Raw genomic sequence first — 14,736 nt, forward strand, 5'->3', positions numbered from 1 at the left:
AGACACCACGCCGCACCCAGGAGGGTGTCGGCGTCGCGTGCGACCTCGGCGTTCGAGCCGTCCTTGCGGAGCAGGGCCTTCCCACGGGTTTCCGTGGCTCCCCCGCTCCCGCGGTGGTCGCCGCCTTCCGGTGTCTCGATACGCGTTGCCCTGACCGCACACGCGACCGCGAGGCCCCCTTGTCATCTTCGATCACCTGTACGTCCCTCTCCTTCGCCTGGCCCGACGGCACCCCCGTCCTCGACGGGCTCGACGTCGCCTTCGGCCCCGGCCGGACCGGCCTCGTCGGCGTCAACGGCTCCGGCAAGTCGACCCTGCTGAAGCTGATCGCCGGCGAACTCACCCCCTCCGACGGCACCGTCCGTCCGGCCGGCGAGGTCGGATATCTCCCGCAGAACGTCACGCTCGACACCTCCCTCCGCGTCGACGAGACCCTCGGCATCGCCGCCCGCCGGGCCGCGCTGCACGCCATCGAGGCCGGGGACGTGTCCGAGGAGCACTTCGAGACCGTCGGCGACGACTGGGACGTCGAGGAACGCGCCCTGGCCACCCTCGGCGAACTCGGCCTCGGCCACATCGACCTGGACCGCACCATCGGCGAGGTGTCGGGCGGCGAGTCCGTCCTGCTGCGGCTGGCCGCGCTGCTGCTGCGCCGGCCGGACATCCTGCTGCTCGACGAACCGACCAACAACCTCGACCTGTACGCCCGGCGGCGGCTGTACGCGGCCGTGACCTCCTGGCCGGGCGTGATGGTCGTCGTCAGCCACGACCGGGAGCTGCTCGAACTCGTCGACCAGATCGCCGACCTGCGCGCCGGGGAGGTCACCTGGTACGGCGGGAACTTCTCCGTCTACGAGGAGGCGCTCACCACCGAACAGGAGGCCGCCGAGCGCATGGTGCGGGTCGCGGAGTCCGACCTGCGCAAACAGAAACGCGAACTGGTCGACGCCCAGGTCAAGCTGGCCCGGCGCAAGCGGTACGGCCAGAAGATGTGGGACCAGAAACGCGAACCGAAGATCGTCATGGGGGCGCGCAAGCGGGCGGCGCAGGAGTCCGCCGGCAAGCACCGCATCATGCACGAGGAGAAGCTCGCCGAGGCCAGGGAGCGGCTCGACGAGGCGGTCGAGGCCGTCCGGGACGACGACGAGATCCGCGTCGACCTGCCGTACACGGCCGTACCGCCGGGCCGTGACGTCCTCACCCTGCTGGATCTGCGGCTCGCGTACGGCGCGCGCGTGGAGGGCGGTCTCGACCTGCGCGGGCCCGAGCGGGTGGCGCTGGTCGGGCGCAACGGCGCGGGCAAGACGACCCTGCTGCGCACGGTCGCCGGGGAGCTGGCCCCGGTCGCGGGCGAGGCACACGCGCATGTGCCGCTCCGTTTCCTGCCGCAGCGGCTGGACGTCCTCGACGACGAGCTGACGGTCGCCGAGAACGTGGCCCGTTTCGCGCCGGACGCCACCAACAACCGGATCAGGGCCCGGCTGGCCCGCTTCCTGTTCAAGGGCGGCCGCGCCGACCAGAAGGCGGCGTCGCTCTCCGGTGGCGAACGGTTCCGGGCGACGCTCGCGGCGCTGATGCTGGCCGAGCCCGCGCCGCAGCTGCTGATGCTGGACGAGCCGACGAACAACCTCGACATGGCGAGCGTCCGCCAGCTCACGTCCGCCCTGGAGTCCTACGAGGGCGCCCTGATCGTGGCCAGCCACGATCTGCCGTTCCTGGAGTCGATCGGGATCACCCGCTGGCTGCTGCTGGACGGGGAGCTGCGGGAGACCTCGGCGGACGAGCTGGCGGATCCGGCGTAGCGCGGCGGGTCTCAGAAGGGCCACAGCCCGGCGGCGGGGTTTTGCCGTCGTGGACGGGCCCTGCATGATGGCTGACCGGCGCCCCTCACGCGGCGCCGGTCAGCCACCGCCGATGCGAAAGACCTGGACGTGCCCAGCAAGAAGGCCCTCATCCGCCGCCCCAGCCCGCGCCTCGCCGAAGGCCTGGTGACGCATGTCGAGCGCGAGGCGGTCGACGTGGGCCTCGCCCTGGAGCAGTGGGAGGCCTACGCCGAGGCCCTGCGGACCAACGGCTGGGAGACCGTCGAGGTCGACCCCGCCGACGACTGCCCGGATTCCGTGTTCGTCGAGGACACGGTGGTGATGTACCGCAACGTCGCCCTGATCGCGCGGTCCGGTGCCGAGTCCCGGCGCGCGGAGACCGCCGGGGTCGAGGAGGCCGTCGCCCGGCTGGGCTGCTCGGTCAACTGGATCTGGGAGCCGGGCACGCTGGACGGCGGCGACGTCCTCAAGGCCGGCGACACCGTCTACGTCGGCCGGGGCGGCCGCACCAACGCGGCCGGGGTCCAGCAGGTCCGGGAGGCCTTCGAGCCGCTCGGGGCGCGGGTCGTGGCCGTCCCCGTCAGCAAGGTGCTGCATCTGAAGTCGGCGGTCACCGCACTGCCCGACGGCACCGTGATCGGCCACATCCCGAAGGTGGACCGGCCGGCGCTGTTCCCGCGGTTCCTGTCGGTGCCCGAGGAGGCCGGCGGCCATGTGGTGCTGCTCGGCGGCCCCAGGCTGCTCATCTCGGCGAGTGCGCCCAAGACCACGGAGCTGCTCGCCGACCTCGGGTACGAGCCCGTCGTGGTCGACATCAGCGAGTTCGAGAAGCTGGAGGGGTGTGTGACATGCCTCTCGGTGCGCCTGCGGGACCTGTACGCCTGACCGGGTGATCGTGTCACCGGTTCGGCCCCGCGACCTGCGTGTCCCGGGGCCCTTCCGGGGTACTGGAAAAGCTCCTGGACGTCCGACGGAACAGTGGCTGATCAGCAGTCTTTACAGCGAACTTAACCTACGGCTACGTAACCTACGGGTTCGTAGCCTACGATCCCGTAAGTTCCGGCGCCCGCCCGCCGGACGTAGTCCGCATTTGATCACGTCCCCCTGGAGCATCCGTGACGACCACCTCCCCGCACCTCGGCAGTCCCTCCGCCGTCTGGACCGACGCCCGGCTGCTGTACGCCTTGGAGGAAGTGGTCGAGACCGAACTCAACCGGCATCTGAAGGTCACCAAGGACTGGATGCCGCACGAGTACGTGCCGTGGAGCGACGCCCGCAACTTCCCCGGCTTCTTCGAGGACGGCCAGTCCTGGGACAAGGAGCAGTCCAAGGTCACCGAGATCGGCCGGATCGCCCTCGTGGTGAACCTGCTCACCGAGGACAACCTCCCCAGCTACCACCACGAGATCGCCTCGCTGTTCGGCCGTGACGGCGCCTGGGGCACCTGGGTGCACCGCTGGACGGCGGAGGAGGGCCGGCACGGCATCGTGATGCGCGACTACCTGCTCGCCTCGCGCGCGGTGGACCCGGACAAGCTGGAGCAGTTCCGCATGGTCCACATGAGCGAGGGCTTCGAGTCGGACAACCGCCACTCGATGCTGCACTCGGTGGCCTACGTCGCCTTCCAGGAGCTGGCGACCCGCGTCTCGCACCGCAACACCGGCCACCAGTCGGGCGACCCGGTCTGCGACCGCATGCTGGCACGCATCGCGACCGACGAGAACCTGCACATGGTCTTCTACCGGAATCTGCTCAAGGCGGCGTTCGAGCTCGCGCCCGACCTGACGATGCAGGCGGTGCGCGACGTGATCGTGAACTTCCGGATGCCCGGACACGGCATGCCCGGCTTCGAGCGGGCCGCCGCGCAGATGGCGATCGGCGAGATCTACAACATGCGCATCCACCACGACGACGTCATCCAGCCCGTCCTGCGCTACCTGAAGGTCCTGGACATGGACGGTCTCGGCCCGGAGGGCCTCAAGGCGCAGGAGGAACTCGGCCTGTACTTGGGCGGCCTGGACGCGGAGGCGTCGAAGTTCGACGAGAAGCTGGCGGCCCGCAAGGCCCGCATGGCGGCCCGCGCCGCGGGCTGACCCACCGGCCACCACCGCGCCGCACGCGAACGGCTCGCACAGGGAAGCGAATTCCCGGTGCGGGCCGTTCGCGGCCTGCGGCATCATTCCGCCATGCACTACAGCCACACGGTCCGGCAGGCGCTCGGCTTCCTGCTCGGTCCGACCGACGAGGACGCCGCCGTCCGGATCCGGGAACCGGATCGCGCTCCCCACCCCCGAACCCGACGGACCCGAGGCGGTCCAGAGCAGGCCTAACCGGGTGTGGAGCCGGCGGAACGTGCCGTCCTCGGTGGTGCTGTGGATCCTGGAGGAGGACGATCCCGAGCTGAACGCCGTGGTGTGGCGCCACCTCGGCACCGACGCGGGTCTGCGCCGGGCCGTCGCCCGCGGCGTCCCCTTCGGACCCGGCCGCACGCGGCCGGTCCGGGTGCACAGGGTGCCGGGCGAGGAACCCGAGGTCCCCGGGAGCTACGTCCGCCTCGGCCTCGTCGGTGCCCTGCGCGAGGCCGGCACCATGGCCGCCGCACGGTCCGCCGCGTCCATGGTCCTGACCCGGGACGACTGGCGGACGGTCACCGAAGCGGACGCCGAGCGCCCACTGCCCGGCTACACGCGCTGGGCACTGTCCGTACGCCCCGACTGCCCGCCGGCGCTGCGCGCGCGGGCGTCGACCTGCCGGTAGGGCGACTTGCAGACGTAGCAGGTACGCGGGCGGTGGAAGACGCCGGTGCGGCCGGCGCCGTCCAGCGGCACGTCCTCGCGGCGGTCCGGGGCGCCGGTCGCGGTCGCGGCCATCGCCGCGGCGTCGGCGGCCGACACCTCGGCGGCACGCGCCTTGCGCCGCCGCAGCCGCCCGTCGCGGGCGAAGGAGGCGGCGACCTGCTCGGCCCGCAGCCGTACGGGATCGTCGACGGGCAGGGCCCGCAGCTTGCCCACGACCTCGCGGAAGACGGCCGTCTCCGCGTCGGAGACGGACCCGTTCGCCTCGTCCATGTTTTCCCGCCCGCCCGCACCCGTGCCCGCCGTGCCGTGGTCCCGACCGGATTCGAACCGGCGTGTCCGCCCTGACAAGGCGGTGAGTCCGCCTCTGCTCCACGGGACCGCGCACGCCTGCGGACGGCCGGATTCGAACCGGCGTGACGTGCCTGTGCAGGGCACCGCGACTGCCTCTGCGCTACGTCCGGAAGCGCTCCCGGATCTTAACCGCACCCCCGCGATGCGGTCGTACATATTTGCGGGTTCCGGGCGACCTGTCGGCTCAGTTCGTACGGCGCAGCTGGAGGCGTTCCTTCTCGGACAGGCCGCCCCATACGCCGAAGCGTTCGTCGTGGGCGAGGGCGTAGTCGAGGCACGCGGTCCGCATCTCGCACATGCCGCAGATGCGCTTGGCCTCCCGGACCGAGCTGCCGGGCTCCGGGAAGAAGAAGTCCGCCCCGGTCTGGGCGCACAGCGCCTCCCGCTGCCAGGCGAGGTCGGGCGTGGGGATCGTGTCGGTGTACATGGCCAGAATCGTGACGCGCGGCGAAAAACGTTCCATCAACGCCGGATATACGCGGCTCGGCAGGGCCCCCGGCCGCACTGATGGTGCCCCCGGGACCGACCATGGCGCACGGCGGCGCGCCGGGCCCGTCCCCCGCGCTCCGGCAGCGGTTGTCGGTGGGCGGTGCAAGACTCGGCAGTGCTGCGAAGCAGTGCAGAGAACGGGACTTCCGAGGAGGAGGGCGAAGATGCTCACCACCCGTTTCGTCAACGGCGCTCCGAACTGGCTCGACATCGGCACGTCCGACATCGACCGCGCCTCCGCCTTCTACGGCGCCCTCTTCGGCTGGCGATTCGTGTCCGCGGGCCCCGACGCCGGCGGCTACGGCTTCTTCCAGCTGGACGGGAGGACCGCGGCGGGCGGTATGCAGTCGGCGCCCGAGCAGGGCCCTCCGTCGTGGACCGTCTACTTCCGGACGACGGACGCGGACGCCACCTGCAAGCGGGCCGAGCAGGCGCACGGCAGGGTGCTGTTCCCGCCGATGGACGTCATGGGCCAGGGCACGATGGCGATCATCGCCGACCCCGCCGGAGTGCCCTTCGGCGTCTGGCAGCCGGGCCGGCTCGAGGGCGTGGACGTGGCGGGTGAGCCGGGCTCGCTGTGCTGGGTCGAGCTGTACACCCCGGACATCGCCGCGGCGGCCGCCTTCTACCACGCCACGCTGGGCCTGGAGACCTCGGGCGTCCCCTTCCCCGGGGGTACGTACACCTGTGTGAACCCCGTCGGGGCCGGCGAGGATTCGATGTTCGGCGGGGTCGTCCCGCTGGCCGACGACCCCACGGAGGCGCCCTACCCGGCGCACTGGCTGCCGTACATCGAGGTGACGGACGTGGACGCGGTCGTGGCGCGGGCCGAGGAGCTGGGCGGCACCGTCCGGATGGCCGCGACGGACGTCGAGGGCGTCGGCCGCATCGCCAGGCTGGCCGACCCGGACGGGGCCCGCTTCGCGGTGATCAGGAGCGAGCCGCGGGAGGCGTGAGAGCACCCCCGCTATGCGGAAGCCCGGCGCACCAGGGTGGTCGGCAGGACGGTCGGCAGGACCGGACCACCCGGGGCGGTGGGCCGCACCGGGTCCGGGGCGGCCTCGCCGGTGTTGCGCCGGTCGAGGCTGCTCAGCAGGAGGCGGGTCATGATGCGGCCCATCTCCTCGATGTCCTGGCGGACCGTGGTGAGGGGCGGGTCGGTCTGTTCGGCGACCGGCACCATGTCGTCGAAGCCGACCACGGCGACGTCCTCGGGCACCCGCCGCCCGTGTTCCCGCAGGACCCGCAGGACACCCGAGGCGGTGAGGTCGTTGGCGGCGAACACGGCGTCCACGTCCGGGCAGCGGTCGAGGAGGTCCCGCATGGCCCGCTCGCCGCCGCCGGGGGTGAAGTCGCTCTCCACGACCAGCCGCGGGTCGGCGTCTCCCATCACGTCCCGGTAGCCCTGGAGGCGGTCCGCCGCGGAGGTCTGGTCGAGCGGGCCGGTGATGTGCGCGACCCGGGTACGGCCGAGGCCGACGAGATGGCGTACGGCCGCACGCGCGCCGCCGCGGTTGTCGCTGTCCACGTACACGACGTCGCGGGTGCCGTCGCCCCAGCCGGGGCGGCCGCCGAACACCGTCGGCACTCCGGCGCCCTGGATCAGTCCGGGCAGCGGGTCGTCGACATGGAGGGAGAAGACGAGGGCGCCGTCGACATGGCCGCCGGCAAGGTACCGGGCGACCCGGGTGTGGTCGTCGCGGCCCTCGGTGAGGAGCAGCACCAGTTGGTTGTCGTGGGCGGTCAACTCCTTGCTGATGCCGCGCAGTTGGAGGGCGAAGAAGGGGTCGGCGAAGACGCGGGTCTCCGGTTCGGCGATGACGACGGCGACGGCGTCGTGCCGTCTCGTGACCAGGCTGCGCGCGGCCTGGTTGGGCACGTACCCGAGTTCCTCCACGGCCCGCCGGACCCGCTCGACGAGGGGCTCACGGACCCCGTCCCCGCCGTTGACGACCCGTGAGACGGTGGCCCGGGAGACCCCCGCCCGTGCGGCCACTGCCTCCAACGTGGGACGCGGCACTGTGTCGCTCACTTCGGGGCTCCTCCTCCGTGCGGTGCGGCTCAGGATAGCCGCGCAGGAGGGAGAGGTGAGAGCGCTCTCGGCGCTGGGCGAGGGTGCGCGTGCCGCTACGCCTCGCGCCGGGCCCGTGGCCTCGCCGCCGGGCGGTCCGGGCGTGAGCGTCCTCGTCTTCCACGGCTCCGCCGCCGGGGACGAGTCGCCGGTCGTCGACGCCGGGATCGAGGCGATCGAGGACATCGGCCCTGCGCGTGCCGCTACGCCTCGCGCAGGGCTTCCGGGCAGACGAGGACGTCCGTCACCCCTCAGTGCTCGTGGGGTTCGTGCGGCTCGTGGCCAGGGATCGTGCCGTCCCGTTTCTTCACCAGGAACAGGCCCACCATTCCCATGTCGGAGTGGCTCTGCACATGGCAGTGGTACATCCACGCGCCGGCGCCCACGCCCTCCCCCGCGATCACCTGGAAGCCGAAGGAGTCGGCCGGGCCGACGATCTTGTTGTCGATGACCTGGCTGGGGTCGTCGGGGCCGGTGAGTGTGCCGGTGCGGTTGTCGGCCCAGCGATGTCCGTGCAGGTGGAAGGTGTGGTAGTACTCGCCGTGCGTGATCATCACGAACTCGACGCGATCGCCCACCGTGGCCTCGAAGTCGGGGCCGCTGTGGGCGGGCCTGTTGTTGATCGTCATGTCGTTGAAGACGATCGTGTGGGTCGCGTCGGGCAGGACGTCGCCCTTGCGGCGGACGATCACCGGGCCGTAGAGGCCCTTGCGGATGCCGCCCGTGCCGTGTTCCGTGCCGACGACATGGTCGTGGTAGTGCCAGTAGCCCGCGCTGCCGGCGCGCCAGGTGCCGTCCGCGCGGCGGCCGGGGGCGTGGGTGCGCCAGGTGTAGGTGCGGGTGCCGCCCGGTTCCACGTCGCTGCGGTTCATCGCCGTGCCGTCGCTGGAGATCTCGTAGTCGAGGCCGTGCACGTGCAGGCTCGCCGCCACGTCCAGGGTGTTCTCGAACTCGATGTGGACGGTGTCGCCCTCGTTCACCTCGATCAGCGGGCCCGGGATCGTTGCCCCGCCCTTCTCGAAGCCGTAGCCGAACTGCCCGTCGGGGAGCTTCTCGGCGTACAGCTTGAGGTGCCTCACCTGGCCGCCGACGGGGGCCGCCGCGGCCGTGGGTCCGGCGCCGGAGGCTTCGGACGCCGCCAGTGATAACGATGTCGCGGCGGCGGCGCCGCCGAGCAGCACCCGCCGGTTGAAACCACGTCTGTCCATGCGGAACTCCCACCCTGATACGGGACTTGACCGGGCGTACCTGTGATGAGCCGGTGCGACGGTACCGGGCGTTCCGCCGTTCATCCACACCCAGGACAAAGTTCGTGCCATTGCGGTGATAGGTATTGGCGAGCCGGGCAAAGGGGTCTAGCTTCCTTGGCGCTGCCGCCGTGACCAAGGAGGTGCCCATGCACTTACGAGGGTTGAGCACGAGAAGCGCGAAGAGTGCGAGACGCGACGTACGCCGCAGGCGACGGGCCAGAGTGGCCGCCGTGGCCGCCGGGGTCGTCACCGCCGGGCTGCTGTCGGGACCGGCCGTGCAGGCGCGCCCGGCGCCCGAACCAGCCCTGACAACGATGTCCGTGGCCTCGCCGCCGGGCGGTCCGGGCGTGAGCGTCCTCCTCTTCCACGGCTCCGCCGCCGGGGACGAGTCGCCGGTCGTCGACGCCGGGATCGAGGCGATCGAGGACATCGGTCTCACCGGCGCGACGGACGAGCGCTTCGAGGTCGAGGCCACCGACGACGCCTCGGTCTTCACCGACGGGCCACGGCTGGGCCGCTACAACGCCATCGTGTTCCTGACCGGGGGCGGAGACGTTCTCGACCCCGATCAGGAGGCGGGCCTGGAGGCCTACATGGAGGCCGGCGGCGGCTTCGTCGGCCTCCACGACGCGGCGCGCGCGGAACCGTATTCGGACTGGTTCACCGGCCTGATCGGCGCCCGCCCGGCGGCGAACGGTCCGACGGCCGTGCAGCGGGCCACCGTCGAGGTGGGCGACCGCCGGCATCCGGCCGGAAAGGACCTCCCCGTCGAGTGGAAACGGCCCGACCGGTGGCCCAACTGGACGCGCAACCCCTCCGGCACGGTGCACACCGTCGCCCGGGTGCGCGAGTCGACGTATCAGCCGGGGACGAGCGCCAACGGCGCGGACCATCCGATCAGTTGGTGCCGGGACTACGACGGCGGCCGGTCCTTCTACACGGGCATGGGCGGCACGGTGTCCTCGTACGACGAGACGGACTTCCGCGCGCATCTGCGGGGTGCGCTGTTGTGGACGACCCGGCTGACGCAGGCCGACTGCAAGGCGACCATCGCGGCCAACTACAAGGCCGAGCGGCTCACACAGCCCAATCGCCCCGGCCTGAACGACCAGATCGGCGAGCCGCACGGGCTGGTCACGGCACCCGACGGCCGGGTGCTCTACATCGGCCGCGGCGGTGCCGACTCCTCGCAGCCGGTGATCACCGACTGGAACGACCCGGACATCGGCAAGGGCAAGGGCGAGGTCCATGTCTACGACCCGGCGACGAAGAAGGTCACCCTGGCCGGCGCGTTGACCGTTTTCGGGAACAAGGGCGGCGGTGACGAGCTGGTGAAGGTCGAGGAGGGCCTGCTCGGCATCGAGCTGGACCCGCGTTTCGAGCAGAACGGCTGGGTGTACCTCCACTACACGCCCCACTCGGGGGTCGACCGCGAGAAGCGGATGGCCGAGCGGCGCGTCTCCCGGTTCACGCTCGGCCTCACCACGAACAAGCTGGACCTCGGCAGCGAGAAGGTGCTGCTGAAGTGGCCGGTGCAGGTGCACAGTTGCTGCCACGCCGGCGGTGGGATGGCCTGGGACTCGCGGGGCAACCTGTACATCGCGACCGGCGACAACAACTCAAGCGGTTTCAGCGACGGTTACTCCGGAAACAACCCGCAACCGAACTACAAGGGCGTTTCCTTCGCCGACGCGCGCCGCACCGCCGGTAACACGAACAACCTGAACGGCAAGATCCTGCGCATCCACCCGGAGCCGGACGGGACGTACACGCTCCCCGAGGGCAATCTCTTCACGGGCCGGGAGAGCGACGAGGGCGGCGGCAAGACGCGCGGCGAGATCTATGTGATGGGGGTCAGGAACCCGGCCCGCATCTCCGTCGACCGGCGGACCGACATCCTGTACGCGGGCTGGGTCGGTCCGGACGCGGGCGTCCCCTCCACGACCTGGGGTCCGGCCAAGTACGACACGTTCGCCGTCATCACCGAGGCGTCCAACCGGGGCTGGCCGTACTGCATGGGCAACAAGCAGCCCTACCGCGACCGCAATCTGCCGGACCCGACGAAGCCGCTCGGCTGGTACGACTGCGACCACCCGAGGAACGAGTCGCCGAACAACGACGGCCTGGTGAACCTGCCGCCGGTCACCGCGAACAACATCTGGTACTCGCCGCAGGGCGGCGCCCCGGACTATCCGCGGGACGCGAGCGGTGTCCCGTCCTACAAGCAGGAGGAGGCCCGCTACCTGCTGCCCTGGCTGAAGGGCGGCGGCCAGGCCGCGATGAACGGGCCGGTCTACCGCTACGACGCGGCGAGCGCGAGCACGGCAAAGTGGCCCGCCTACTGGGACGGCAAGTGGTTCGTCGGCGACTTCTACGACGCCGACCAGCCGCGCAACGCCGTCCTGATGAACCCGGCGACGCAAGGTGACGGGGGCCTGCCGGTGCACTCCGAGTCGCTGAAGAAGATCGTGCCGGTCGGCAACGACGGCATCAGGAACCTCATGGACTGGAGGTTCGGTCCGGACGGCGCCCTCTACGTCCTCGACTACGGGCGCGGATTCTTCACCTCCGACGCCAGGTCGGCGCTGTGGCGGGTCACTTACACCGGCGGCGGGCCGACCCCGGCCGCCGGACAACTCGCGAGGGGGACGCGGTGACACGTCGGCGAAGAGTGTGGACGGCCCTGCTGGCCGCCGTACTGATGGTGCTCGGGTTGCAGGCCGCGCCCAGCGCGGCGCGTCCTGAGCAGCAACCGGTTCCCGCTGTCGCTCCGGCCGCAGCCGAGCAGGTGCTGACCTGGACGGCCGGTGATGACATCACCAGGTACACGACGGTGCCGACGACCGCGGTGGCGGGCCCGGCGACGATCGTCTTCGAGAACAGCGCGGCGACGGACAACACCACGGGGATGCCGCACACGTTGACGTTCGTGACGAGCGATCCCGAGTTCAACGGCGATGTCGAGCTGAACATCCTCGCCAACCCGAACGACGACATGGGCGGCCGTCACACCGCCGAGGTCACGCTCTCTCCGGGCCGGTACTTCTACCACTGCACGATCCCCGGCCACGGGCAGATGCAGGGCATCCTCGTGGTGTCCGAGGGCAGCGGGGAGGACACCACCGCCCCGGAGACGTCCGCGCGGGTCAGCGGCGTGCAGAACGCGCAGGGCGAGTACGTCGGGTCGGCGAGCGTGACGGTCGCGGCGACCGACGAGGCCGGCGGGTCGGGGGTCGACAGGATCCAGTACGCCGTCGACGCCACGGGCGACTGGCTACCGTATACAGCACCCGTGGTCGTGGACCGGGTCGGCAGCCACACGATCCGCCACCGCGCCTTCGACAGGGCCGGCAATGTCTCGGCCGAGAAGACCGAGGCGTTCAGCGTGGTCCCACCGGCCTCCGACGACACCACTCCGCCTGAGACCTCGGCGACGGTGAGCGGTGAGCAGAACGCCGACGGGACGTACGTCGACATGGCGACCGTCACCGTCACGGCATCCGATACGGGGTCGGGTGTCGACCGTATACAGTATGCGGTCAGCGCGGCGGGCGACTGGATCCCCTACACCGCCCCCGTCATGGTCCACCAGGTCGGTACCCACGCCGTCCGCTACCGGGCCGTCGACAAGGCGGGCAACGCCTCGGCCGGGAAGAGCGTCACCTTCACGGTGGTCGCCGCACCCCCGCGGGACACCACTCCCCCGGTGACCGGCGTGACGGTCGAGGGCACCGGCAACTCGGCGGGCGCCTACGTCGGCAGCGCCCGTGTGACGGTCGGCGCCAGCGACGAGGGCGGGTCGGGGGTCGCGGGCGTCGAGTACTCGCTCGACGGCGGGCCCTACCTGGCGTACACCGCTCCCGTGGTCGTCGACCGCGCCGGCACCCACACCGTGGCGTACCGGGCGACCGACAAGGCGGGCAACACCTCGGCGGCGCGCGACGTGAGTTTCACGGTGGCGGCCGGCGGCGGCGTGCCCGCGCCCAACTGCCCGGAGTGGGACGAACGGTTGACCGTGATCGTCGGGACGGTCGGCACCGGGGTCCAGAACCGGGTGACCGACAACCGGTGCCGGATCAACGAGTTGATCGAGGACGAGCGGGAGTGGACGTCCCACGCCCTGTTCCTCAAGCATGTGAGGACCGTCCTGGACGGGCTGTTCCGCAACGGGGTCGTCGACGAGCGGGAGTACGACACCGTCCTCGATGCGGCCGGCGCTTCCGGGATCGGCAAGCCCGGCCAGACCGAGGGCTACCGCACGATCATGGACGGCAGCACCGCGTCCTTCGCCCGGTGGGAGCACGTGGGCGGCGGCTCCTTCGCCCCGAACGGCGACGGCTCGATCACCTCGGGCACGACGAGAGCCGGCCTCGGCATGCTGTGGTTCCCGCAGCGCAAGTACGCCGACTTCTCGCTGCGTCTGCAGTGGCGGGACGACGCACCGGGCACCGGCAACGCCAACTCCGGGCTGTTCGTGCGGTTCCCGTGGATCCACGGCCATGCCGAGGAACCGCGTCCGGAGTGGGCGGCCATCAAGTACGGGCACGAGGTGCAGGTACTGGACCGGCCCGACGGCGACATGTACAAGACCGGCTCGGTCTACGGCTTCGACCGGGTGGGCCTCGCCGGGGCCGGCGTGACGCAGAAGGGCACCTGGAACGACTACGAGATCCGGGTGGTCGGCCAGCACTACTCGGTGTTCCGCAACGGCGTGCTGATCAACGAGTTCGACAACACCGGCGGCCAGGAGTTCTCCCCGCCGCGCGCGGACGATCCGGGCACGGACGGGAGGCGGTTCGCCTCCGGCTATGTGGGCCTCCAGGTGCACGGCACGACCGACGTGGTGTCGTACCGGGACATCCGCATCATGGAGTTGTAGGCGTCGACGAACGGTACCGGTCAGGGAGTTGTAGGGGCCGGCCCGTCCTTGCGGGCCCGGCTCGGCTGTACCCGCCTGGGTTCGCCCGGCATCTTCGGATACTCGGGCGGGTACGGCAGATCACCGAGCCCGTGGTCGTGTTCGTCACGGCGGGCCAGTTCCAGGAGCGCGTCGAGGGAGAAGGCGTGCTCGTCCATGTCGGCGTGGACGTCGCCGAGTTCGGCGTAGCGGGCCGGCATGGTCACGATGTCGAAGTCGACGGGGTGGGCCACGCCGACCTCCTCCCAGCGCAGGGGCGCCGACACGGGGGCGTGCGGGCGGGGCCGTACGGAGTAGGCGGAGGCGATGGTGCGGTCGCGGGCGGTCTGGTTGTAGTCGACGAAGATGCGTTCGCCCCGTTCCTCCTTCCACCACTTGGTGGTGACCCGGTCCGGCATCCGGCGTTCCAGCTCGCGGCCGGCGGCGATGGCGGCGCGGCGGACCTGGGTGAAGGTCCAGCGGGGCTCGATCGGCACGAACACGTGCAGGCCGCGTCCGCCGGAGGTCTTGGGCCAGCCGCGCAGACCGCCGAACTCCTCGAGTACGGCTCGCAGTTCGTGGGCGGCGTGGACGGCGTCGTCGTAGTCGGTGCCGGGCTGCGGGTCGAGGTCGATGCGGAGTTCGTCGGGGCGGTCGACATCGCCGCGGCGCACGGGCCAGGGGTGGAAGGTGAGCGTGCCGTACTGGGCGGCCCACAGCACGGCGGCCTGTTCGGTGGGGCACATCTCGTCGGCGCTGCGGCCGCTGGGGAAGGTGATGTGGGCGCGCGGGATCCAGTCGGGCATGTTCTTCGGGGCCCGTTTCTGGAAGAAGGACTCGCCGGTCACGCCGTCCGGGTAGCGCTCCAGGGTGGTGGGGCGGTCGCGCAGGGCGCGCAGGATGCCGGGGGCGACGGCCTGGTAGTAGCGGGCGAGGTCCAGCTTGGTGTAGCCGCGCTCCGGGAAGAAGATCTTGTCGGGGCTGGACAGCCGTACGGTCCGGCCGGCCACCTCGAGTTCCACCGCATCGCCCATGCGAGCCACGGTAGGCGTACCTC

At 71.2% G+C, this 14,736-nt stretch carries 12 protein-coding genes and 2 tRNA genes; 7 read left to right on the top strand and 7 right to left on the bottom strand.

The annotated features are described in order from the left end of the window. Positions 1-179 precede the first annotated feature (179 nt). The 4 genes from ACFWJX_RS20355 (at position 180) to ACFWJX_RS20370 (ending at position 4,580) form a co-directional block, all read left to right on the top strand. Positions 180-1,802 carry an ABC-F family ATP-binding cassette domain-containing protein gene (locus tag ACFWJX_RS20355; RefSeq protein WP_383244837.1) on the top strand — a complete coding sequence of 541 codons (1,623 nt, stop codon included), beginning with the start codon at positions 180-182 and terminating at the stop codon, positions 1,800-1,802. A 129-nt stretch (positions 1,803-1,931) separates the two neighbouring features. After that, positions 1,932-2,708 carry a dimethylargininase gene (gene ddaH / locus ACFWJX_RS20360; RefSeq protein ID WP_383244840.1) on the top strand — a complete coding sequence of 259 codons (777 nt, stop codon included), beginning with the start codon at positions 1,932-1,934 and terminating at the stop codon, positions 2,706-2,708. Between the two features lie 230 nt (positions 2,709-2,938). After that, positions 2,939-3,916, top strand: coding sequence for an acyl-ACP desaturase (locus ACFWJX_RS20365; RefSeq protein ID WP_383244843.1), 978 nt, complete (start codon positions 2,939-2,941; stop codon positions 3,914-3,916). A 259-nt stretch (positions 3,917-4,175) separates the two neighbouring features. Continuing rightward, complete coding sequence (locus tag ACFWJX_RS20370; protein WP_383244846.1) at positions 4,176-4,580, top strand: hypothetical protein; 405 nt, start codon at positions 4,176-4,178, stop codon at positions 4,578-4,580. Here ACFWJX_RS20370 and ACFWJX_RS20375 read toward each other — a convergent pair. The 4 genes from ACFWJX_RS20375 to ACFWJX_RS20390 all read right to left on the bottom strand — a co-directional run bounded on the left by ACFWJX_RS20375 (position 4,505) and on the right by ACFWJX_RS20390 (position 5,399). Next, entirely contained in the window at positions 4,505-4,891 is a 387-nt protein-coding gene (locus ACFWJX_RS20375) for a hypothetical protein (RefSeq protein WP_383244849.1), read from the bottom strand. The genes ACFWJX_RS20370 and ACFWJX_RS20375 overlap by 76 nt on opposite strands. A gap of 37 nt (positions 4,892-4,928) precedes the next feature. Then, positions 4,929-5,000 (bottom strand) — tRNA-Asp (locus ACFWJX_RS20380). A gap of 9 nt (positions 5,001-5,009) precedes the next feature. Beyond that, positions 5,010-5,081: transfer RNA gene (locus tag ACFWJX_RS20385), tRNA-Cys, on the bottom strand. Between the two features lie 75 nt (positions 5,082-5,156). Continuing rightward, a complete protein-coding gene (locus tag ACFWJX_RS20390) occupies positions 5,157-5,399 on the bottom strand; it encodes a WhiB family transcriptional regulator (RefSeq protein WP_383244851.1) in 243 nt (80 codons plus the stop codon). A gap of 226 nt (positions 5,400-5,625) precedes the next feature. On the opposite strand from ACFWJX_RS20390, the gene ACFWJX_RS20395 reads away from it, so the two are divergent. Further along, complete coding sequence (locus tag ACFWJX_RS20395) at positions 5,626-6,417, top strand: VOC family protein (protein WP_383244855.1); 792 nt, start codon at positions 5,626-5,628, stop codon at positions 6,415-6,417. A gap of 11 nt (positions 6,418-6,428) precedes the next feature. Here ACFWJX_RS20395 and ACFWJX_RS20400 read toward each other — a convergent pair whose 3' ends face one another. Further along, a complete protein-coding gene (locus ACFWJX_RS20400; RefSeq protein WP_383244857.1) occupies positions 6,429-7,493 on the bottom strand; it encodes a LacI family DNA-binding transcriptional regulator in 1,065 nt (354 codons plus the stop codon). A 290-nt stretch (positions 7,494-7,783) separates the two neighbouring features. Further along, a complete protein-coding gene (locus tag ACFWJX_RS20405) occupies positions 7,784-8,740 on the bottom strand; it encodes a multicopper oxidase domain-containing protein (RefSeq protein ID WP_383244860.1) in 957 nt (318 codons plus the stop codon). Positions 8,741-8,928: 188 nt separating this feature from the next. Here ACFWJX_RS20405 and ACFWJX_RS20410 point away from each other — a divergent pair, with 188 nt between their 5' ends. Together ACFWJX_RS20410 and ACFWJX_RS20415 are read left to right on the top strand one after the other, a co-directional pair. Then, a complete protein-coding gene (locus ACFWJX_RS20410; protein WP_383244863.1) occupies positions 8,929-11,439 on the top strand; it encodes a ThuA domain-containing protein in 2,511 nt (836 codons plus the stop codon). 44 nt (positions 11,440-11,483) lie between these two features. Continuing rightward, complete coding sequence (locus ACFWJX_RS20415; protein ID WP_383245051.1) at positions 11,484-13,661, top strand: OmpL47-type beta-barrel domain-containing protein; 2,178 nt, start codon at positions 11,484-11,486, stop codon at positions 13,659-13,661. A gap of 20 nt (positions 13,662-13,681) precedes the next feature. Here the strand turns inward: ACFWJX_RS20415 and ligD are convergent, their stop codons facing one another. Beyond that, entirely contained in the window at positions 13,682-14,713 is a 1,032-nt protein-coding gene (ligD, locus tag ACFWJX_RS20420; protein ID WP_383244865.1) for a non-homologous end-joining DNA ligase, read from the bottom strand. Positions 14,714-14,736: the final 23 nt, after the last annotated feature.

The organism is Streptomyces sp. NPDC058335, assembly GCF_042723915.1.
Taxonomy (GTDB): Bacteria; Actinomycetota; Actinomycetes; order Streptomycetales; family Streptomycetaceae; genus Streptomyces.